Raw genomic sequence first — 22451 nt, forward strand, 5'->3', positions numbered from 1 at the left:
AGATCCTCCTAAATTTATATAGATAATATTTTTACCATTTCATAAGTTTCATCATCAAATTTTCTTTCCATAGTTAGAGCTTCATATATGTCCATATCTATTATCTTATTATCCTTTGTACCAATTACTCTAGCTGATTTTCCTTCTAATAATAATTCTACAGCACGTACACCCATTTTACTTGCAAGTATTCTATCAAATGCACTTGGACTTCCACCTCTTTGGACGTGTCCTAAAACTGTAATCCTTAAATCAGCTCCTGTTTTTTCTACTATCTGATCGCCTATTTCTTTAGCATTTCCTACACCTTCTGCTAAAACGATTATACTATGTCTCTTACCTCTTTTTTGAGTAGTTTTCAATCTTTTGCATACATCGTCTACTTTAAAATCAATTTCTGGTACTATAACGGTTTCAGCTCCACCTGCAAGACCTGCATATAAAGCTAAATCTCCACAGTGTCTTCCCATAACTTCAACTATGTTAACCCTTTCATGAGATGAAGATGTATCTCTTATTTTGCCTATAGCATCTATTATTGTATTCATAGTTGTATCAAAACCTATAGTATAATCTGTATATGGTAAATCGTTATCTATAGTTCCTGGTATTCCTATAGCCGGGAATCCTAAATCACTTAGTTTTTGAGCTCCATTGAAAGATCCATCTCCTCCTATAACAACTAAGCATTCTATTCCATATTTTTTAAGAACTTCTACCGCTAATTCTCTACCTTCTTCTGTTTTGAATTCTTCACATCTAGATGACTTTAATATAGTTCCACCTCTATGTATTATATCTCCAACCGAAGATAGATTCATTTCTTGTATATCTTCTTCTATTAAGCCTTTATATCCTCTGTTTATTCCATAAACCTTACATCCATAGTATATAGCAGATCTAACAACAGCTCTTATAGCTGCATTCATACCAGGTGCATCTCCTCCACTAGTTAATATACCTATAGTTTTCATTATATTTACCTCCTAGTTGATTATTATATTTTATCAACTTCAGGGACTTTTTACGTCCCTGTGTTGCTTTTTTATCCCAGTAAATTTAAAAAAATTCAATAGAAGCGAAACTATCTATTTTTTGTTATTATATCATAATTTCGCTATCTTTTTATATAATAAAATTTTAAATAAATTTAAATTTTTACTTTTATACTTGATTTAGGTAAAATATTGTTTAATTCATTAATTAAATTTTCATTTATATTAACCTTTATATGGTTCCATTTATACATTTGTTTTATATTCTCAGCATAAATATATATATCTTCATCACCAGGATATTTTGTTACTATAGATATTAAACTATTTACTAATTCTTTATCTTCTATAGAATTTATTTTTAAATATAAGCTAGGTTTATTTTGATTTATACTACTGTTCATATCTATTATTTCCCTAGCTATAAGTTTTGCATTTTCATCTTCTTTTATACTTAATCTTCCCTCTATATAAATAATTTTATCTTCTTGAATTATAGCGTTATATTTTTGAAGAACTTGCGGAAATACAATAACTTCTATAACCCCATACAAATCTTCTAGTTCAATTATAGCCATTAAATCATTTCTTTTAGTTGTTCTTATAGTTTTATTTACTACAATTCCTCCCATTGTTACTTCTTTTTCATTTAAATTTAAATAGCTAATGTAATCATCTTTTATCTCATTTAAATCAGCATTGTTAATAGTTGTTTTTTTCTTTAACTCATCTTTATATTGAGATAACGGATGTCCACTTACATACATTCCAAGAACTTCTTTTTCTAAATATAATTTTTCTTTCTCTTCCAATTCTTTTACATTTGGTAAAGTATTCATGTTTTGTATATTATCACTTATAGATTCATCCATTGTGAATCCATCAAATAATGATACTTGTCCTGCTAAATTTTTCTTTCTGTCCATAGATATACTTTCTAATAACTTCTCATATCCAAGAAGTAAGCTAGCTCTATTATCTCCCATTTCATCAAATGCTCCACACTTGATAAGACTTTCAATTATACGTTTATTAGCATCTTTAGAATCTAATCTTTTACAAAACTCACTAAAATCTTTAAATTCTCCACCTATATTTCTTTCTTCTATAATATTATTTAATACATTTACACCAACATTTTTAACTGCAGCTAATCCAAATCTTATGCTTTCATTCTCAACAGAAAACTTAGTAAAACTCCTATTTATATCTGGCTTTAAGACATCTATTTTAAGACTATTACATTCTCTTATATACTCAACTACCTTATCAGTATTCCCCATAACACTAGTTATAAGAGCAGCCATAAATTCTACTGGATAATGTGCTTTTAAGTATGCTGTTTCATATGCTAAAACTCCATATGCAGCTGCATGACTTTTATTAAATGCATATTTTGCAAAATCTATCATATCATCAAATATTTTATTACCAATATGTTCTGGAACACCATTTCTGATACATCCTGTTATTTCAACTTCACCATTATCATCTAATTTACCATGAATAAAGTACTGTCTCTCTTTTTCCATTACATCCATTTTTTTCTTACCCATAGCTCTTCTAACTAAGTCACTACGCCCGTAACTATATCCACCTAAATCTCTAACAACTTGCATTACTTGCTCCTGATAAACTAAACATCCATATGTAACTTCCATTATAGGTTTTAATTTTTCATGAAGGTACTCTACATTTTCAGGATTGTTTTTATTATTAATATAAACTGGTATAGAGTCCATAGGTCCTGGTCTATAAAGTGAAATCCCAGCAACTATATCCTCGAAATTATCTGGCTTTAATTGTTTCATGAAACTTCTCATTCCAGCACTCTCTAGCTGGAATACACCTAATGTATTACCAGAAGAAAGTAATTCATATACTTTTGGATCATTATACTCCATATTTGAAAAATTGAGCTTTACATTATGATTTCTCTCTATTAAATCTAGTGCATCTCTTATTACAGTTAAAGTTCTTAACCCTAAGAAATCCATTTTTAACAATCCAAGTTCCTCTAATGTTGTCATTGTAAACTGAGTAGTTATAGCATCTTGATGTTTATATAATGGTACATATTCATCTATTGGCTTTTTAGAAATAACAACTCCAGCTGCATGCGTAGATGCATGTCTTAACATTCCTTCTATTTTTCTAGATACATCTATTATTTCTTTTGTTTCATTATCTTCTTCATATAATTTTCTTAAATTAGGATTTGTATCTAAGGCTTTATTTATTGTCATCCCTAATGCAAAAGGTATCTCTTTTGCTATATTGTCAACTTTGTTATAACTAACATCTAACACTCTACCAACATCTCTTATAGCAGCTTTTGCTCCCATAGTTCCAAATGTTATTATCTGCGCCACATGATCTTCCCCATATTTTCGTTTCACATAATCAATAACTTCTTCTCTTCTTTCATAGCAAAAATCTATATCTATATCGGGCATTGATACACGTTCAGGATTTAAAAATCTTTCAAATAAAAGTGAATATTTTATAGGGTCTATGTCTGTTATATACAATGTATATGAAACTATAGATCCGGCTGCACTACCTCTTCCTGGCCCTACCATAATATTATTTTCTCGTGCAAAATTTATGAAATCCCATGTTATAAGAAAATATTCTACATATCCCATTTTCTCTATTACACCTAATTCATACTCTAATCTATCTATTATCTCATCAGAAGCATTTGGATATCTTTCTTTTAAACCTTTAAAACATAACATTCTTAAATATTCATTTGGAGTATATCCATTGGGAACATCATATTGAGGTAAATGTATTGTATTAAAATCAAACTCTACATTACATCTCTCTGCAATTTTAGAAGTATTATCTAAAGCCTCTTGTACATCTGGAAAAATTCCTTCCATCTCTTCTCTAGATTTCAAATAAAATTCATCACTTCCAAATCTCATTCTAGTTGGATCGTTTACTGTCTTACCCATTTGAATACACATTAAAATATCATGTATCTTAGAATCTTCTTTTCTAACATAATGAACATCATTTGTAGCAACAAGACCTATTCCAATTTCTTTTGATAACTTTATTAATTCGCTATTTACTTCCTTTTGCTCTGGCAAGTTATGATCTTGTATTTCTATATAATAATTTTCTTCTCCAAATATTTCTTTATATTTTAATGCTATATTTCTAGCTTTATCATAATTTCTATTCATAAGCGCCTGAGAAACATCTCCAGCTAAACAAGCTGATAACGCAATAATACCTTCGCTATGGTTTTTTATCTCTTCTATATCTACTCTAGGCTTATAGTAAAATCCTTGAACATATGCCTTTGATACTAACTTTATAAGGTTTTGGTAACCTTCCATATCTTTAGCTAGAAGTATTAAATGTCCCTGAGATTTATCATAATTTGGATCTTTATCTCTCATTCCTCTAGGTGCCGTATATACTTCACATCCTATTATAGGTTTTATCCCTTCTGCCTTAGCTACTTTGAAAAAATCTATAGCTCCAAACATACAACCATGATCAGTTATAGCTACAGCACTCATGTTTAACTCTTTAGCTCTACCTACTAAGTTTTTAATTCTAGAAAAACCATCTAGTAAGCTATATTCTGTATGAACATGTAAATGAACAAAATCTTTGCTCAAATACCTCACCTCCTACTTATAAAAATAATTTTACCACAATAATCACATGTTAATCAAAAACCATGAATTATATTTTTAATATTCTTGAAAATAAAAAAGAGGCTCAATGCCTCTTATTTATATTTAGCTCTTAAATCATCCGCTATATGTTCTATTTTTCTTAACCTGTGATTAACTGCTGATTTACTCAACTCCGGGCTAGCCATTTCTCCCAACTCTTTTAATGTTAAATCTTCGTATTCAATTCTTAGTTCAGCTATTTCCCTTAAATTATCAGGCAAATGATTTAAACCTACCTTAGATTGAATATATTTTATATTCTCTATTTGTCTAACGGCTGCATTAACAGTTTTAGATAAATTGGCAGTTTCACAATTAACCAATCTATTAACATTATTTCTCATTTCTTTGACTATCTTAGTACTTTCAAGACTTAATAGAGCTTGATGTGCTCCTATTATATTTAATAAATCTGATATTTGTTCACTTTCTTTTAAATAAACTACATAGTTATTTTTTCTAGATACTGTTTTAGAATTAAACCCTAATGAATTTATAAGATTCTTTAAAGAATCTGCAAACTCTTCATTATTTGTTACAAATTCTAGATGGTAGTTTTTCTCAGGGTCACTTATAGACCCTCCGCCTAAAAATGCACCTCTTATAAATGCTCTAACACACTCATTATCTTTTATAAGATCCTCAGGAACTGTATTCATCGTGAAAAAACCTTCTTCTCTCGATAATATACCTAACTCCCTCATTAACTCTTTTGCTCCCATATCGCTAGTTATCATAAGTACATAACTACTATTTCTTTTTAACATTTGATTTTTATTTACCGATATCTCCGTATTAATCCCAAAGTTAGATTTTAGTAATTTAAAAACTTTTCTAGCTGTTGAGTTTAGCTCTGTACTTATTTTTAAGTTTAGTTTTTTATATCCAGCAATTTGTATGCTTCCCGATAATCTAACAATTGCAGAAAGTTCACTTATGTTACAACATTTATCCTCTGAGAAAACTCTAGCCAATTCATTTTTTGTTTCCGCTGAAAAAGACATCTTTCATCACCTATTTTTTCAATCTTTTTTTTATTTCATCTAAAGCAACTTTAATAATTTCTTTTTCATCATCATATCTAGCTAAGTCAACAACTCTATCTAAATGTACAAACTTAGCATCTATAAATCCTTCTTCCTTTTGAGGAATTGTATCCATGCTTCTAGCTTGCATCAAATACCAATATACCGTTTTATGAACCGCTCTATTTTCATCCCAGTTCTCTTTAAATGTATAATGGATTTCACCTAAATATTTTAATATATCAGCTTTTACACCCGTTTCTTCTAGAACTTCTCTAAGAGCTGCATCTTCTTTGTTTTCTCCAACTTCAACTTTACCTTTAGGTAATACCCAATCTCCATTAAATTTTCTAAGTAAGAGCACGGCATTACCAAATAATACTACGCCCCCGGCACTAACCTCTTCTCTCATTGGTGTTCACTCCTTAAAATAACATAATAATAAGGATTTCTACATAAATTTTTAAAATCCTTTTTTACTTCTCATTATCATAACTATGACCTAGTGCCAAATTAACAACTACATTTGATATATAGTCTGCGTCATGTCTAATATAGTTGCTCTTTATCTCTACTAAATTACATTCTATTGCCTTTATTCCCATATTATTTAATATATTCTTTTGATTTTCGTCTAAAAGCACCTGACTCGCTCCATCTTTATTATATATATCAAATACAGGCTTAGGCAGTACTTCATTATTAGTTATCACTATATCAATTATATTTTCACCACAATGTTTGTTTATAGCTCTTACATGATCTAATACATTATAGTTATCCGTTTCACCAGGCTGAGTCATTATATTAGATATATATACTTTTGGTGCATTAGACTCTTTAATAGCTTCTACAACACCTTCTACAAGTAAATTTGGCATTATACTTGTATATAAACTTCCAGGACCTATTACAATTATATCTGAATTGTGTATAGATTTAATAACGTCATCTAATGGTTTTGCACTTTCTGGTTCTAATTTAATTCTTTCAATACGCGTATTTTGAGATCTTACTTGCTTTGGTATGTTTGATTCTCCATTTACTATATTTCCATTTTCTAAATATGCAGTCAGATTTATATCTTCTAAAGTTACAGGTAACACTCTACCTGTAATAGCAAATATTTCACTCATTTTAGAAACTGCAGTCTCAAAATTACCATACACACCATTCATCGCTGCTAAAAAAAGATTTCCAAAGCTTTGTCCTTTTAATGCACCTTCTGTAAATCTATATTTCATAACTTCACTCATTGTAGGCTCTATATTTGCTAGTGATAGTAAACAGTTTCTTATATCTCCAGGAGGTAACATACCTAAATCTTCCCTTAATACTCCTGAACCTCCTCCATCATCAGCAACCGTTACTACAGCTGTTATATTTTGAGTGTAATGCTTCAATCCTCTTAAGAAAACTGATTGACCAGTTCCGCCTCCTATTACAACAACTTTCGGTTTTTCTTCATTATTATTTTTCATAAGTTTAGCATTTTTTTGTTCCTTTGTCTTAAAGTATACAACTAGTGAAACTATTAGACAAATCCAACCTGCTATTCCTATAAAAATTATTACTGATGTCATAATTCCCTCCATGGTTCTATCTTAGAGTGTAATCTCTATGTTTTTTTACAGCTCTATAACCCTTTTTAATTAAATCATCATATATAAGATTTGAAATCGTTACAGATCTATGTCTCCCACCTGTACATCCAATAGCTATTACTAAATGGCTTTTTCCTTCTTTTATATAATTAGGTATTAAGAAATCAATCATATCTTCTAATTTAGCAAAAAACTCTCTACTAATATCAGAATCCATAACATAATCTCTAACTTCTTGGTCTTCCCCAGTTTTTGGTCTTAAATCTTCTAGATAGTATGGATTTGGTAAAAATCTAACATCAAAAACTAAATCAGCATCTATAGGAATACCATGCTTAAATCCAAATGATACTATAGATATTGTAAGCTTAGGATTTTCTTCTCCTTCTAAGTATAACTTACTTACCTCTTCCTTTAAATCCCTAGGTTTCATATTACTAGTATCTATTATACTATCAGCCTTGTTTCTTAAGGTTTGTAATATTTCTCTTTCCTCTTTTATTCCTTCTGTTATTTGCATCGATTTAGCTAATGGATGGTTCCTTCTAGTCATCTTATATCGCTTAACTAAAATATCATCAGCACAATCTAAAAATAAAACTTCATATTTATAATTTTCCTTTTCTAAGTAGCTTAAACTTTCATGTAAAGTTTTAAAAAATTCTCTTCCTCTTATGTCTATCCCTAGCGCAACTTTATCTATATTCGAATTTCCTTGATAACATAACTCCGCAAACTTAGTTATAAGAGTTGGAGGTAGATTATCTATACAATAATATCCAATGTCCTCTAAGGCTTTCATAGCTTCACTTTTACCAGAACCAGATAATCCTGTTACTATTATAAATCTCATATCTCATCCCCCATTTTAAAGTTTTATATTTTTTATAAGATTAAAATCTAATTCAGCTTCTTTTGCTATTTTTATAGCTTTTTCAAAATTTCCAACATTTTCAGGCATGTGTGCATCAGATCCTATTACAAATTCAACACCTGTGTTTTTTATTTTATTCAATTGTTCAACATTTAAATATCCATGATGCGAATTTATTTCTAAAAATGTATTATTTTTAAATGCCGCTTTTGCTATCTCTTCTATATATACATCACCTTTATCTCCAGGGTGCGTAACTATAAAAAGATTATTGTTTTTGATAGCATTAACTACTGCATTAGTATTATAGTCTTTACAATAATTTTTAAATTTCAAGTAGTTTAAAGCATGATTAAATACGCTTTTTATAGATGATGGCTTAGATCCAAAATGATATCCCGCCATAGTGTAATCTAACATACTAGATATTTTATCATCTACATCTATATTTCCTTTATCATCTAGTATATTACACTCCATACCTAATAAAATCTCAATTTCATTGTATTTTTGATTGAGAATATCTATTTCTTCTCTCATTTTAGCTATGTTATCATATTTTACTCCATATGCAATATGCTTATATCCATGATCCGATATTCCTATTTTTTTTATATTTTTTTCAATAGCTACTTTTACATTATCTTCAATACTTCCTTTACCGTGGCTATATACTGTGTGTGTGTGATAATCAGCTATTATCTCCATAATTTTATTCCTCTCCTAATATCTTGACTTCCTCTTCTAACATAACTCCAAATTTAGAGTATACTGTGCTTTTTACTACATTTATTAAATCTAATATATCTTTAGCTTTAGCATCTCCTATATTAACTACAAATCCTGCATGTTTATCTGAAACTTGTGCTCCACCTAAAGTTAAGCCCTTTAATCCACTGTCTTCGATTAGCTTTGCTGCAAAATACCCTACTGGTCTTTTAAATGTACTTCCTGCACTAGGCAAATTCAAAGGCTGCTTTGTAACTCTGCTTTTAGTTAATTCTTTCATAGATTCTTTAATTTCTTCATAATTTCCTTCTTTTAACCCTATAACAGCAGATAAAACTATATAGTCTTGTTTGTTTATTAAACTCTTTCTATATTCAAACTCCATATCTTCATTGCTTAATTCAAATATATTACCTTTTGTATCTATTAATTTTACCATTTTAACTATATCTTTCATTTCTCCACCGTAAGCTCCTGCATTCATAGCTATAGCTCCACCCAGTGTTCCTGGTATTCCAGCAGCAAATTCAAATCCTGTTAAACTTTTATTTAATATAGCCTTTCCCATAAAAGAAAGTAATGCTCCTGATTGTGCAAATACAGTATTATCTTCTACTGTAAATTCATTGAAATTATCAGCAATTTTTATAACTACACCTCTAATTCCTCCATCTTTTACTAAAAGATTCGACCCATTCCCAATCACTATATATGGTATGTCATTACTCTTTAAAAATGTTATTACTTCTTTTATTTGATTTTCATCTTTTGGCTTTACTAAAAAGTCAGCAGGTCCTCCTACTTTAAATGAAATGTGATTTTTCATGGGCTCATCTATATATATACCCTCTTTACCTAATATATTTAATAAACTTTTATATATAAATTCCTTATCCATTATATTTCCTCCTAATTAATGTTATTTATTCACGTTATGAGTTATTTATCAATTTTAAAATTATACATATACTATAATAATGTATAAAAAACAAAATAACAATATACAAAACCACTGATATAAATCTAAAAAACGTTGATATAACTACCAACGTTTTTTAGATTTATAGATTTTTTTAAATTTTCATTTCTTTATATAACAATAATAGTATATATATGGAATAAATATTGCACCTCCAACTATATTTCCAATAGTTACTGAAAATAAATTAAATATCAATTGATATATACCTATATTCGCACCTAAAGCCATTCCTAATGGAATGAAAAACATATTGGCTATACTATGCTCAAATCCACATAAAACAAATAACATGATAGGAAACCAACAGGCAAATATTTTTGAAACCACATCCTTACCACCTGTAGCAAACCACACAGCTAATACAACAATTACATTACACATTATCCCTTTTAAAAAAGCTTCTATAAAGCTTAATCCTACTTTGCTCTCTGCAATTGAAATAGCTTTAATTATTGCATCTGATGCTAAAGTATTACTATAGTAAACAAAAATTACCAATATAATAGATCCAATAAAATTAGCACAATAAACTATTCCCCAATTTTTAAATACATCCTTAATATCAATTTTTTTATCCATTACAGCTAGAGTCATAAGATTATTTCCCGTAAATAATTCTGCTCCACACATTATAACTAGCATAAGCCCAATTGGAAATATACAAGCGCCTGAAAATTTAGCTATTCCAGGATCCTTTAGTGTTTGACTTATTAAAATATTACCCAATCCACCTAATCCAATAAATACTCCAGCCAAAATCCCAAGTAATAAAGTCTTCTTAGCTGGTAAGTTAGTTTTTTTTATTCCTGATTCTATAGTAGCCTTAGCTATCTCTGCAGGTGTTAAAAAATTTTTATCCATAATATCGCCTCCAATAAATACTACCTTTGTAGTTAATTATATGAAGCTATATTTAATTAATTGACTAAATTTTAACTATATATATTCTATTTTCTCAATTTAAATCAATAATTTAAATTTTAACTATTTTATAGATGGTTTTTGTATACAAAGTTAATTTTTTACTGTATAATTGTTACGGTTATGTATAAATGAAAATTTTAAATTTACTATTATTTTTACAGGAGGAATTATAGAATGAATGATAAAAAAATGCTTACACCTGCTGAAGTAGCTGAATATACACTGCATGCAGGTATTAAAAAAGCAACTACTCCAACAAAAAAAGTTTTAATTTCTGCATTTTTAGCAGGAATGTATATAGCTTTAGGTGCTTTAGGTTCTGTTGCAGCATCTTATAATTTATTAGCTAACCCTGCAACTTATGGATTAGGTAAAATGGTAGCTGGGCTTATGTTCCCTGCTGGATTAGTACTTATTTTAATAGCAGGTGGAGATCTATTTACAAGTAATATTCTTATAACTTTAGCAGCTCTAAAGAAAAAAGTTACTTGGGGTCAAACTGTTAAAAACTGGTCTTTAGTTTGGATTGGAAACTTAATAGGTGCAGCTTTTGCAGTACTTCTAGTTTCTACATCTGGTATATTTGACTGGAGCAATGGTTTATTTGGTGGTGTTATTATAAAAACTGCTGTAGGTAAAGCAAACATAAGCTTTATGGCTGCGGTAGCTTCAGGTATAGTATGTAATATTTTAGTTTGTGCTACTGTATGGGCTTCATATGCAGCTAAATCTGTTTCAGGAAAAGTAATTATGGGTTGGTTAGGTATATTCGTATTCGTATGCATAGGAGTTGAACACGTTGTTGCTAACATGGGATACCTATTAGCTGGATTAATGGTTAAATTAAATCCAATGTATCTAGAAGCTTCTCATAAGACTTTAGCTGATGTTGCAAACTTAAATATAGGAAATGTATTTTTACACAACTTCTTACCGGTTACTATAGGTAATATACTAGGTGGTATGATAATAGCCGCTTCTTATTACTTCTTATTTATGAGTGATGATAAAAAATAATAATAAATTCAAACCTCTTATTTTAAATAAGGGGTTTTTTTATAGAGAAATACAATCCTTTTTGTTATAATTAATGTAATTATTTAATAAAAATAAACTTAATAGGAGGCGAGTACTATTTTATCCAATATTTTTTCATATCAATTTCTAGTTACCTTTATATATATAGTAAACTTTTTAGTAATGTTAAACCTTATATTTAGAGAACGAAGAAGTATCGACTCTACAGTTGCTTGGATATTAATCCTAACAATAGTTCCTGCTGTAGGATTCGTTTTATACATCGTGTTTGGTAGACGTATGAATAAGTATAATATGTTCAAATTAAAGAAAGATGAAGATAAAAGATTAAAAAATAGAATGTTAGATTCTAGTGACTTTTTACAATACTCTGAGAAATTTGAACCTAATGTAGTAAATCACAGAGATATGATATATGCTTTAGCTAATTTAAATAGCTCTCCATATACTACAAATAATAAAGTTTCTATTTATACAGATGGTTATGAATTTTTTAACGAACTTAAAACTCAGTTGAAAAATGCAAAAAAATATATAAATATAGAATTTTATATATTTAAAGATGATGAAATAGGTAACGAAATTTTAGATATTCTTATCCAAAAAATATCTGAAGGCGTAGAAGTAAGACTTCTATATGATACTGTGGGAAGTAGACTATTTTCTAAAAAAGGAATTCAAAGATTCAAAAATTCAGGGGGAAAAGTTGGTGCATTCTTCCCTTCATTCTTAAAAATAATAAACTTTAATTTAAATTACAGAAATCATCGTAAAATTGTTGTAATAGATGGTGAAACTGGATTCGTTGGTGGGTTCAATGTGGGTGATGAGTATTTAGGAAAAGATCCTAAATTTGGATATTGGAGAGATACTCATACTAAAATAATCGGAGCTGCTGTTAATGACTTAAATCTTAGATTTATGCTAGATTGGCGCTATACAACTCATGAAGATATGGACTTTACAAAGTATTTAAATGATGATATTCATCCTTATGATGGAAATTTAGGAATGCAAATAGTTTCAAGTGGACCTGATTTATCTGAAATAGATGAAATAAAATATGGATACTTAAAAATGATACAAAAATCTAAAAAATACGTATATATTCAATCTCCATATCTAATATTAGATAGTTCTTTGTTAGATGCATTAAAAATAGCAGCACTTTCAGGTGTAGATGTTAGAATTATGATTCCATCTAAACCAGACCATCCGTTTGTTTATTGGGCTACTTATTCTTATGCTGGAGAACTTCTAAAATTTGGAGCTAAAATATATACTTATGACAAAAATGCATTCCTACATTCTAAGACAGTTGTCATGGATGATTCAATTTGTTCAATAGGAACAGCAAATATGGATATACGTAGTTTTGAGTTAAACTTTGAAGTAAATGCATTTATGTATTCTTCTGATATAGCAATTAAACAAAAGCATATTTTTGAATCTGATATTGAAAAATGTACGCAAGTTACTCAAGAAATATATGATAACAGATCTCAATTAATTAAATTTAAAGAATCTATTTCAAGACTTTTATCACCAGTTTTATAAAAATCGAAAAACGCCTTAAATAATCATATTATTTAAGGCGTTTTTGCATTTTCACTTTAATAACATATGTTAATTTTTTATTTTTTGAAAATTTAGGAAATTAATAAAGATATTTAAAATATTTGAGTTATAATATGTATATGATATCAAATATAATAGTCTAAGATATAAAATTTTAGATTTTGTACAAGGAGGTTCTATATGTGTAGTTGTTCTCAATGCAATAACAAATTATTTGAAGAGTTAGATGTATTTATAGATGCTCTACCAACTAAAAAAGGTGCTCTAATTCAAGTTCTACATCATGCTCAAGGTTTAATTGGGTACTTACCAAAGGAAGTCCAACTTCATATCGCTAAAAAATTGGATTTATCACCAGCCAAAGTATACGGAGTTGTAAGCTTTTATTCTTACTTTACAACAGAACAAAAAGGTGAATACAAAATTAGTGTCTGTCTAGGAACTGTATGCTTCGTCAAAGGTGCAGATAAAATTCTTGCTGAGTTCGAAAAACATTTAGGTATAAAATCAGGGGAAACAACTTCCGACCTTAAATTTTCACTTGAAGGTTTAAGATGCGTTGGAGCTTGTGGATTAGCTCCAGTAGTTGTGGTAAACGGCAAAGTTTATGGCCAAGTTACAGTTGATCAAGTAAAAGATATTCTAGGTGAATATCAGCAGCTAGAAAGTACTTGTTAATATAAAAAGGGGTGGAATATATGAGTCAAGTAAAATCATTTAATGAATTGCAAAATATTATTAATGAATTAAAACCAAATCTATCTTTAAGAAAAAATATCATAAATAAAGATAATAAAAAAGAATTACTAGTTTGTGGTGATACTGGATGTAGAGCTGCTAATAGTATGCCTATTATAGATAGTTTGAAAGCAGAAATTAGAAATGCAGGGCTTGAAGATTACGTATCTGTTTCATTAACAGGTTGCTTCGGATTTTGTGCCCAAGGTCCAATTGTTAAGGTTCATCCGGATAACGTTTTCTACGTTAAGGTTCAAGCTTCTGATGCTAGAGAAATAGTACAAGAACATCTAGTTAAAGAAAAAATAGTAGATAGATTGTTATTCCTTGAAGCTTCTGAAAATAAAAAAGTTCAAGCTTCTGAGGATATGTCTTTTTATAAACAGCAAATGCGTATAGCCCTTCATAACTGTGGTTATATAAATCCCGAAAAAGTTGAAGACTATTTAGCTAATGACGGATATTTGATGCTTGGTAAATGTTTAAGTGAACTTACACCTGAACAAGTTATAGAAGAAATCAAAATTTCCGGTCTTAGAGGTAGAGGTGGTGCAGGTTTCCCTACAGGTATAAAATGGGAGGCAACAAGAAAATCTCAATCAAATCAAAAATATGTAGTTTGTAATGCAGATGAAGGTGATCCTGGTGCATTTATGGATAGATCTATTCTAGAAGGTGATCCTCATAAAGTACTCGAAGCAATGGCTATTTGCGGGTATGCTGTTGGTGCAGATACTGGATATATATATATAAGAGCTGAATATCCACTTGCTATAGAACGACTTCAACTAGCAATTGCTCAAGCAAATAATTTAGGCTTGCTTGGTGAAAACATTCTAGGTACTGGATTCAACTTTAATATAGAACTTAAATATGGAGCAGGAGCTTTCGTTTGTGGAGAAGGTACAGCTTTGATGCGTTCAATAGAAGGTAATCGTGGTGAACCTCGTATGAAAACTTATAGCTCAACTAAAAAAGGTCTTTGGGATGTTCCTACTTGTTCTAATAATGTTGAAACTTTTGCAAATATTCCACCTATAATACATAATGGTGGTCAATGGTATAAAAATATAGGAACTGAAAAATCTTCAGGAACTAAAGTTTTTGCCCTAGGTGGTAAAATAAATAATGTAGGTCTTGTTGAAATACCAATGGGTACAACATTAAGGGATGTAATCTACAACATAGGTGGAGGAATACCTGATAATAGAGAATTCAAAGCAGTATTAACAGGGGGACCATCTGGTGGATGTATACCTGTAGATTACCTTGATACACCAATAGATTTTGATAATTTAAATGACCTTGGATCTATGATGGGTTCAGGCGGAATGCTTATCTTAGATGACACAGATTGCATGGTTGATATAGCTAAATTCTTCTTAGGTTTTACAGTTGAAGAATCTTGTGGTAAATGTACACCTTGCCGTATAGGTAATAAAAGATTGCTTGAAATACTAACAAAAATAACAGATGGCCAAGGTACTGAACAAGACTTAATAGATTTAGAAAACCTTTCCAAAACTATAGCAAGTACATCTTTATGCGGACTAGGAAAATCGGCTCCTAATCCAGTTTTAAGTACTCTTAACTATTTCTATGATGAATATAAAGCTCATGTAGTTGATAAAAAATGTCCTTCTGGAAAATGTCAGGCATTATTAAATTTTGTCATAACAGATGATTGTATCGGTTGTACAAAATGTTCTAAAATTTGTCCTGCAGGGTGTATCTCTGGAAGTGTTAAACAAAAACATGAAATCGACATCAGTAAGTGTCTAAAATGTGGAGCTTGTATGGATAACTGTAAGTTTAATGCAATAATTAAGAAATAAAGGGGGATAATCAATGAGTTTAGTCAATTTAACTATAAATGGTAGAACTGTATATGTTGAGAATGAAACTACAATACTTGAAGCTGCTAAAAAACTAAATATAAAAATTCCAACACTTTGTCATCTTCATATGGATGAAATTAATATGCACAATAAATGTGCATCTTGTCGTGTATGTATGGTAGATACTAAAAGAGGTTTGGTTCCAGCATGTGCTACAAATGTCCGAGAAGGTATGGAGGTTCAAACTAATACAACTCGTGCGTTAAATGCTAGAAAAACTGTAGTAGAGCTTTTATTATCAGATCACCCACAAGATTGTCTTGTGTGTGAAAAAAATGGTAACTGTGAATTGCAAAATATTGCTCAAGACTTAGGCGTGAGAACTATAGCTTATAAAGGTGTAAAAACAAACTTAGGTATAGATAATTCAAGTAAGTCTCTTATAAAAGATCACGATAAGTGCATTCTTTGCAGAAGATGTGAAACAATGTGCTCTGAAATACAACAAGTAGGAGTTTTATCTGGAGTTAACCGTGGATTCGAAACAATGGTATCTACATTTTTCAATGAACATATGGATAAAACTAACTGTTCTTTCTGTGGTCAATGTGTTGCAGTGTGCCCTACAGGAGCTTTAACAGAAGTTAATAATATAGGCCCTGTGTGGGATGAGCTTAATAACCCGGAAAAAACTGTAGTTGTTCAGGTTGCTCCTGCTGTTCGAGTGGCTTTAGGAGAAGAATTTGGACTTAATCCAGGCGTAGTAACTACAGGAAAAATCGTTACTGCACTTAGATTATTAGGTTTTAAATATGTGTTTGATACTAACTTTGGAGCTGATATAACAATATTAGAAGAAGCTTCTGAATTTTTACATAGATTAAAAGAAAATAAAAATTTACCAATATTAACTAGCTGCTGTCCAGCTTGGGTAAACTATTTAGAGCATCATTATCCAAAATCACTTAACTTAGCTTCTAGCTGTAAATCTCCACAAAATATGTTTGGTGCTATAGCTAAAAACTATTTTTCTTCTAAAATTAATTTAACTCCTAAAGATATAACTGTAGTTTCTGTTATGCCTTGTATAGCAAAAAAATACGAAGTGTCTAGGGATGAACTTGGTAATGATGGAGTTTTAGATGTTGATATATCTATAACTACTCGAGAACTAGCTAAGATGATTAAGCAATCTGGTATAGATTTCCTTAATTTAGAAGACTCTTCATTTGATAGCCCAATGGGTGAATCTACTGGTGCTGCTGATATATTTGGTACTACTGGAGGCGTTTTAGAAGCTGCTCTTCGTACATCTTACGAATGGGTAACTGGTGAAGAATTAGAAAATGTTAACTTTAAATCAGTTCGTGGTCTTGATGGAATAAAGGAGGCTAGCATAAATATAGGAGGTACGATTATCAATGTTTGTGCTGCTAGTAGTTTAGGAAATGCTAAAAAAATTATGGATGAAGTTGAAGCCGGTAACTCTAAGTATCATATTATAGAAATAATGGCATGCCCTGGTGGATGTGTTGCTGGTGGAGGTCAACCTTATCATTGTGGTGATTATAATAAAATAAAAGAACGTGCTAAAGGTCTTTATAATATAGATGAAAGTAAAGAAATTCGTAAGTCTCATAAAAATATTTCTGTAAATACTTTATATAATGAATTTTTCAATGAGCCATACAGCGATTTGGCTCACAAGTATCTTCATACTCACTATTTTGATAGAAGTAATTTCTTTGAATGTGAAAAAGATCTATGCGAAGTTACTGAGTAATAATGAAAGGTGTGACAAAATTTGTCACACCTTTTTAATTATGTTTTTTATCTATTAATGTAGCTAATTTTTTTGTAAATTCTTTAGCAGCATCATATCCCATTCTCTTTTGTCTAAAGTTCATAGCTGCTACTTCTAAAATCATGGCTGTATTTCTTCCCGGCTTGACCGGAACTATTAATTTTTCTATATTTATACCTAATATCTCTTCATATTCTTTATCTAATCCTAGTCTATCATAATACGTACGATCATTCCAAGATTCTAATCTTATTACTAAATCTATAACCTTAGAATCTTTAACCGCACCTATCCCATACATACTTCTAACATCTATTATTCCTATACCTCTTATTTCCATAAAATGTCTAAGTACTTCTGGTGATTGTCCCATAAGTATATTTTCATCAATTTTAGTTATCTCAACTGCATCATCAGCTATTAATCTATGTCCTCTTTGAACAAGTTCTAGTGCTGTCTCGGATTTACCAACACTACTTTCACCTCTTATTAATACCCCTACTCCAAATACGTCAACTAAAACTCCATGTATAGTAGTTGTAGGTGATAATTTAGAATCTAGATAATTAGATAATTTATTTATTAATCTAGTAGTATTTCTTTTTGTTGCTAAAACTACTCTATTATGTTTTTTAGCCATCTCTATAACATCTTCTTTAACTGTAAGACCTCTAGATACTATTAAAGCTGGTACTTCATAACTAAAGAATTTATCTAAAACGGTTCTTCTTACAGCTTCATCCATATGGCTAAAGTAAGTATATTCGGTTCTTCCAACAATTTGGATTCTGTCATAAGTAAAATGTTCAAAATATCCTGCAAATTGTAATCCTGGTCTATGAATATCTTGATAATGAACATAATATTCTACATCATCAGGCATATGAACTACTTCTAAGTCTAGATCTTTTATTAATTCCCTAATTGAAACTGACTTTTCGCTTCTTTCACTATCCATATTATCATTTACTCCTTTTAAAAAAGTTATATACATTTTCAGCTGAAGCCTTATTCATTCCTTCGACTTCTACTAATTCTTCAAAAGTTGCTACCTTTATTTCTTCTACATTTTTAAAATGGGATAGCAATGCTTTCTTTCTTTTTTCTCCTATTCCTTGTATATCATCTAATATAGATTTTGTCAAAGATTTATTTCTCAAGCTTCTATGGTATGAAATAGCATAGTTGTGAACTTCCTCTTGTATGCTAGCTACAAATCTATACAAATTAGAAGTTTTATCGAGTTCTATCTCTTTTTCCTGGGAAATTAATCCCTTTGTTCTATGTTTATCATCTTTATACATTCCCCATAGAGGAATATTGACATTATATTTATTTAAAACCTTTTTAACTGAACTTACTTGACCTTTTCCTCCATCTAATAATATTAAATCTGGAAAATCACCATATTTAAGCCTTCTTTCTACTATTTCAGCCATAGAATCATAATCATTAGGACCTATAACTGTCTTTATCTTGTATCTTCTATATTCTTTTTTATCTTTTTTCCCATCTGTAAAAACCACCATAGATCCAATAGAATCTACACCTTGTATATTTGAAATATCAAAAGACTCTATTCTTTTAGGCAATTTATCCAATTTAATTAAATTCTTTAATTCTTCTAATGCACCTATACTTTTTTGATATTTTAATTTATTCATATTGGAAAATTTTTCTAAATATTCAATTGCATTTTTTCTAACCATTTCTACTAGATTTTTCTTTTCTCCTTTTTGAGGAACTTTAATAAGTACCTTTTGACCTTTTTTTTCTGATAACCATTCTTGTAATATAAAGCTATCCTCTACTTCATCCTCTATCAAAATTTCTTTTGGTATATAGTCCTGGGCCATATAAAACTGTTTAACAAATGAAGATAATATAGACTCTCTAGAACTATCCATTACACCTTCTAATATATAATGTTCTCTACCTACTATCTTTCCATTCCTTATAAAGAATACTTGTACACATGCTTCATCATGAGCTCTTGCCATAGCTATAATATCTTGATTTAGATCAGAAGTACCTGAATCTATTTTTTGCTTTTGAATCATCTCTTCTAGGCTCTTAATTTTATCTCTATAAATAGCCGCTTCTTCAAAGTTAAATTGTATAGCACACTCATTCATTTTTTCTTTTAAAATTTCTACTAGTTTTTCTTCTTTTCCAGATAAAAACAATATTACTTCTTCTATCATTTTATTATAATCTTCTTTAGTAACATCTCCTGTGCATGGCCCTACACATTTTTTAATATGCTTATTTAAACACGGTCTCACATTGTTTTTTATAGCTTTTTCTATATCTATATTGCAAGTTCTAATTGGATAAGTATTTCTTATTATTTCTAATGTATCATTTACTGCTGTTATATTAGTGTATGGTCCAAAATACTTTGCTTTATCTTTTATGACTTGTCTTACTTTTAATATTCTTGGATATTCTTCGTTTACTGTCACCTTTATATATGGATATGTCTTATCATCTCTAAGAAGAACATTATACTTAGGTCTATATTGTTTTATTAAACTACATTCTAATATTAGTGCTTCTAATTCTGAATCTGTTATTATATATTCAAATTTATATATGTTTTTAACCATCGATTTTACTTTAGATGTATGGTTTTTTGAAGACTGAAAATACTGTCTAACTCTATTTTTAAGAGATATTGCCTTTCCTACATATATAACTTTATCATTTTCATCTTTCATTAAATAAACCCCAGGTTCTGCCGGAAGTTTTTTTAATTGCTCTTGTATATCAAACATTGTTTCACCTCTGTTTTTAAGTTTATATCTAAATTATACCCTAGTTTACTTTAAATAAATAAAAGAAAAGATACTTATTAAAGTATCTTTTCTTTTATTTATTTACAATTTATTTTGACTTTCCACCATTAACCTGTAAGAAGAATGTTCCAGCATCTTTTCTTGTCTTAAACTCTGGAGAATCTTTATATTTATCAACATTTTCAGATGTTAATCCTACTATATCTATATCTCCTGTTTCATATAGATTAAGCGCTGCATTTGTATCTTTAACTATCTTAGTATTTACCTTGTCAATCTTAACTGTGCTAGCATCCCAATATCCAGGATTCTTACTCATTGTGTATATATCTTCTATCTTCCAATTACTTAATGTAAATGGTCCATTATAAACCATCTTATCATGTGCTGTTCCATACTCTTGCCCAAACTCTTCTACAACCTTTTGATTTTGAGGCAAGAACGATTTAAAGAACATTAAACTATCGAAATAGTGAACTGGCCTAACTAATTCAACTTGAAGTGTGTAATCATCTACAGCTTTTATTCCAACTCCATCTGCATTATCTGTCTTTCCTAAGTTAAAGTCTTTCGCTCCAACTATATCATACATAATAAATCCATAAGTTGATGCTGTTGCTGGATCTAATGTTCTCTTCCATGAATATTCAAAATCCTTAGCTGTTACAGCATCTCCATTAGTCCATTTAGCATCTTTTCTTAAATTAAAAGTCCATGTTTTACCATCTTCTGATTTTTCCCATGTTTCTGCAATTCCTGGAGCAAGTTTACCGTCTTTATCCAACTTTGTTAGCCCTTCCATAGTATTCATCAATACTTCTGATGAAACTGTATCTGATGCTTTACTTGGATCTAATGTAGGAATATCTGATGCTCCTGTAATATTTAACTCTTTTTTACCTTCCCCAAGTTCAACCCAATTATATATATTATTAACTGCAAATGCAGGCGTAAGCCTTCCACTCACATATGGTTTTTGTAGATATGAAGCTCCTGTCTGAGTAAGAGGTGCTAAAAATCCATCTTCTAACATTAATTTTTCTGCCTCTGCAAACTTTTTCCAACTTTCTTCTTGACTCTCAGCCGTCTTAGCTTCCTCTATAAGTTTATCATATTCAGCGCTGCTATATCCTGTATTTTTTCCATACTGTATTCCAGTTTGCATAGTCTCTAAAAATGTTAATGGATCTGGGTAATCTGGAGACCAACCTGAATGAGATAAATGGAAATCACCTTTATTTTCCAATTCTAATTTTTGTTTAAATGGCTGAGATTTAACCTCTACTTTTAATCCTGGTAATGCAGTTTGAAGTTCAGCTTGCATAAATTCTCCCTGTCGTTTTCCTGTTTCAGAGTCAAATGATAAGAGTTCTAATGTAACTGTGTCAAACCCAACTTCTTCCTTTGCCTTTTCCCATAATTTGGTAGCTTCTTCTTTATTGTAAGAATATCCCATTTCTCCTGCAACTTCTCTATAATCTTTTCCTGCTTCATTAAATGCTAACTCTTCAGCAACTATATAATCTGCTGGAGTAGTTCCATTATTTATTATAGTTTCACACATTGTTTTTTTATCTATAGCCATAGATATTGCAGCTCTAGCGTTCTTATTTGCAAGAACTTTATATGGATCTCCTTCCCCTCCACCATTACTTCCATCTGAACTTGATCCGTTACTTGTGCATCCAACCATAGTCATTACAGCCATCGCTGCTGTTACACTCATTACAGCCATTTTCTTTTTTAGAACCATAAATCATTCCCCCTTATAACAATTTAATTTTAAGTACTCTAATGCATATACAATATGTGTTTTTATATTA

17 protein-coding genes are annotated in these 22451 nt (G+C 30.0%); 5 read left to right on the top strand and 12 right to left on the bottom strand.

What is annotated here, in order from left to right:
• Positions 1 to 14: 14 nt before the first annotated feature.
• From pfkA to ACRCYC_RS00415, 9 genes are all read right to left on the bottom strand, one after another.
• Positions 15 to 974 (bottom strand): 6-phosphofructokinase, encoded by a 960-nt coding sequence (pfkA, locus tag ACRCYC_RS00375; protein WP_438617212.1) that lies wholly within the window; start codon positions 972 to 974, stop codon positions 15 to 17.
• Between the two features lie 176 nt (positions 975 to 1150).
• A complete protein-coding gene (locus ACRCYC_RS00380) occupies positions 1151 to 4636 on the bottom strand; it encodes a DNA polymerase III subunit alpha (protein ID WP_438617213.1) in 3486 nt (1161 codons plus the stop codon).
• Between the two features lie 113 nt (positions 4637 to 4749).
• Positions 4750 to 5700: a DNA-binding protein WhiA gene (gene whiA / locus ACRCYC_RS00385; protein WP_438617214.1), complete on the bottom strand. Its 951-nt coding sequence runs from the start codon at positions 5698 to 5700 to the stop codon at positions 4750 to 4752.
• 10 nt (positions 5701 to 5710) lie between these two features.
• A complete protein-coding gene (locus ACRCYC_RS00390) occupies positions 5711 to 6133 on the bottom strand; it encodes an NUDIX hydrolase (RefSeq protein WP_438617215.1) in 423 nt (140 codons plus the stop codon).
• A 64-nt stretch (positions 6134 to 6197) separates the two neighbouring features.
• A complete protein-coding gene (locus ACRCYC_RS00395) occupies positions 6198 to 7304 on the bottom strand; it encodes a gluconeogenesis factor YvcK family protein (RefSeq protein ID WP_438617216.1) in 1107 nt (368 codons plus the stop codon).
• Between the two features lie 16 nt (positions 7305 to 7320).
• A complete protein-coding gene (rapZ, locus tag ACRCYC_RS00400) occupies positions 7321 to 8178 on the bottom strand; it encodes an RNase adapter RapZ (protein ID WP_438617217.1) in 858 nt (285 codons plus the stop codon).
• Between the two features lie 15 nt (positions 8179 to 8193).
• Positions 8194 to 8907 (bottom strand): PHP domain-containing protein, encoded by a 714-nt coding sequence (locus ACRCYC_RS00405; RefSeq protein WP_438617218.1) that lies wholly within the window; start codon positions 8905 to 8907, stop codon positions 8194 to 8196.
• A 4-nt stretch (positions 8908 to 8911) separates the two neighbouring features.
• The gene (gene murB / locus ACRCYC_RS00410) at positions 8912 to 9826 is read right to left on the bottom strand and encodes a UDP-N-acetylmuramate dehydrogenase (protein ID WP_438617219.1); all 915 of its coding nucleotides are present in this window, start codon (positions 9824 to 9826) and stop codon (positions 8912 to 8914) included.
• A 183-nt stretch (positions 9827 to 10009) separates the two neighbouring features.
• Complete coding sequence (locus tag ACRCYC_RS00415; protein WP_438617220.1) at positions 10010 to 10771, bottom strand: formate/nitrite transporter family protein; 762 nt, start codon at positions 10769 to 10771, stop codon at positions 10010 to 10012.
• 237 nt (positions 10772 to 11008) lie between these two features.
• Here ACRCYC_RS00415 and ACRCYC_RS00420 point away from each other — a divergent pair, with 237 nt between their 5' ends.
• The 5 genes from ACRCYC_RS00420 (at position 11009) to ACRCYC_RS00440 (ending at position 17809) form a co-directional block, all read left to right on the top strand.
• Positions 11009 to 11851: a formate/nitrite transporter family protein gene (locus tag ACRCYC_RS00420; protein ID WP_438617221.1), complete on the top strand. Its 843-nt coding sequence runs from the start codon at positions 11009 to 11011 to the stop codon at positions 11849 to 11851.
• 159 nt (positions 11852 to 12010) lie between these two features.
• Positions 12011 to 13429, top strand: a complete 1419-nt coding sequence (gene cls / locus ACRCYC_RS00425) for a cardiolipin synthase (protein ID WP_438617239.1) — start codon at positions 12011 to 12013, stop codon at positions 13427 to 13429.
• Between the two features lie 201 nt (positions 13430 to 13630).
• On the top strand, positions 13631 to 14128 hold the full coding sequence (locus ACRCYC_RS00430) for an NADH-quinone oxidoreductase subunit NuoE family protein (RefSeq protein WP_438617222.1): 498 nt from the start codon (positions 13631 to 13633) through the stop codon (positions 14126 to 14128).
• Positions 14129 to 14148: 20 nt separating this feature from the next.
• Positions 14149 to 16023: an NADH-ubiquinone oxidoreductase-F iron-sulfur binding region domain-containing protein gene (locus ACRCYC_RS00435; protein WP_438617223.1), complete on the top strand. Its 1875-nt coding sequence runs from the start codon at positions 14149 to 14151 to the stop codon at positions 16021 to 16023.
• A 13-nt stretch (positions 16024 to 16036) separates the two neighbouring features.
• A complete protein-coding gene (locus tag ACRCYC_RS00440; RefSeq protein WP_438617224.1) occupies positions 16037 to 17809 on the top strand; it encodes an NADH-dependent [FeFe] hydrogenase, group A6 in 1773 nt (590 codons plus the stop codon).
• A 34-nt stretch (positions 17810 to 17843) separates the two neighbouring features.
• On the opposite strand, the gene hprK is transcribed toward ACRCYC_RS00440, so the two are convergent.
• The 3 genes from hprK to ACRCYC_RS00455 all read right to left on the bottom strand — a co-directional run bounded on the left by hprK (position 17844) and on the right by ACRCYC_RS00455 (position 22381).
• The gene (gene hprK, locus ACRCYC_RS00445) at positions 17844 to 18788 is read right to left on the bottom strand and encodes an HPr(Ser) kinase/phosphatase (RefSeq protein ID WP_438617225.1); all 945 of its coding nucleotides are present in this window, start codon (positions 18786 to 18788) and stop codon (positions 17844 to 17846) included.
• Positions 18789 to 18792: 4 nt separating this feature from the next.
• Positions 18793 to 20607: an excinuclease ABC subunit UvrC gene (gene uvrC, locus ACRCYC_RS00450; protein ID WP_438617226.1), complete on the bottom strand. Its 1815-nt coding sequence runs from the start codon at positions 20605 to 20607 to the stop codon at positions 18793 to 18795.
• A gap of 109 nt (positions 20608 to 20716) precedes the next feature.
• Positions 20717 to 22381, bottom strand: coding sequence for an ABC transporter substrate-binding protein (locus tag ACRCYC_RS00455; RefSeq protein ID WP_438617228.1), 1665 nt, complete (start codon positions 22379 to 22381; stop codon positions 20717 to 20719).
• Positions 22382 to 22451 lie beyond the last annotated feature (70 nt).

The organism is Paraclostridium sp. (genome assembly GCF_051657365.1).
In the GTDB taxonomy this organism is placed as follows: domain Bacteria; phylum Bacillota; class Clostridia; order Peptostreptococcales; family Peptostreptococcaceae; genus Paraclostridium.

What these genes read in the sequence shown, in the direction of transcription:
- pfkA (WP_438617212.1), bottom strand. Translation starts at nt 974, where the DNA reads ATGAAAACTATAGGTATATTAACTAGTGGAGGAGATGCACCTGGTATG.
- whiA (WP_438617214.1), bottom strand. Translation starts at nt 5,700, where the DNA reads ATGTCTTTTTCAGCGGAAACAAAAAATGAATTGGCTAGAGTTTTCTCA.
- ACRCYC_RS00390 (WP_438617215.1), bottom strand. Translation starts at nt 6,133, where the DNA reads ATGAGAGAAGAGGTTAGTGCCGGGGGCGTAGTATTATTTGGTAATGCC.
- ACRCYC_RS00395 (WP_438617216.1), bottom strand. Translation starts at nt 7,304, where the DNA reads ATGACATCAGTAATAATTTTTATAGGAATAGCAGGTTGGATTTGTCTA.
- rapZ (WP_438617217.1), bottom strand. Translation starts at nt 8,178, where the DNA reads ATGAGATTTATAATAGTAACAGGATTATCTGGTTCTGGTAAAAGTGAA.
- ACRCYC_RS00405 (WP_438617218.1), bottom strand. Translation starts at nt 8,907, where the DNA reads ATGGAGATAATAGCTGATTATCACACACACACAGTATATAGCCACGGT.
- murB (WP_438617219.1), bottom strand. Translation starts at nt 9,826, where the DNA reads ATGGATAAGGAATTTATATATAAAAGTTTATTAAATATATTAGGTAAA.
- ACRCYC_RS00415 (WP_438617220.1), bottom strand. Translation starts at nt 10,771, where the DNA reads ATGGATAAAAATTTTTTAACACCTGCAGAGATAGCTAAGGCTACTATA.
- ACRCYC_RS00420 (WP_438617221.1), top strand. Translation starts at nt 11,009, where the DNA reads ATGAATGATAAAAAAATGCTTACACCTGCTGAAGTAGCTGAATATACA.
- ACRCYC_RS00430 (WP_438617222.1), top strand. Translation starts at nt 13,631, where the DNA reads ATGTGTAGTTGTTCTCAATGCAATAACAAATTATTTGAAGAGTTAGAT.
- ACRCYC_RS00435 (WP_438617223.1), top strand. Translation starts at nt 14,149, where the DNA reads ATGAGTCAAGTAAAATCATTTAATGAATTGCAAAATATTATTAATGAA.
- ACRCYC_RS00440 (WP_438617224.1), top strand. Translation starts at nt 16,037, where the DNA reads ATGAGTTTAGTCAATTTAACTATAAATGGTAGAACTGTATATGTTGAG.
- hprK (WP_438617225.1), bottom strand. Translation starts at nt 18,788, where the DNA reads ATGGATAGTGAAAGAAGCGAAAAGTCAGTTTCAATTAGGGAATTAATA.
- uvrC (WP_438617226.1), bottom strand. Translation starts at nt 20,607, where the DNA reads ATGTTTGATATACAAGAGCAATTAAAAAAACTTCCGGCAGAACCTGGG.
- ACRCYC_RS00455 (WP_438617228.1), bottom strand. Translation starts at nt 22,381, where the DNA reads ATGGTTCTAAAAAAGAAAATGGCTGTAATGAGTGTAACAGCAGCGATG.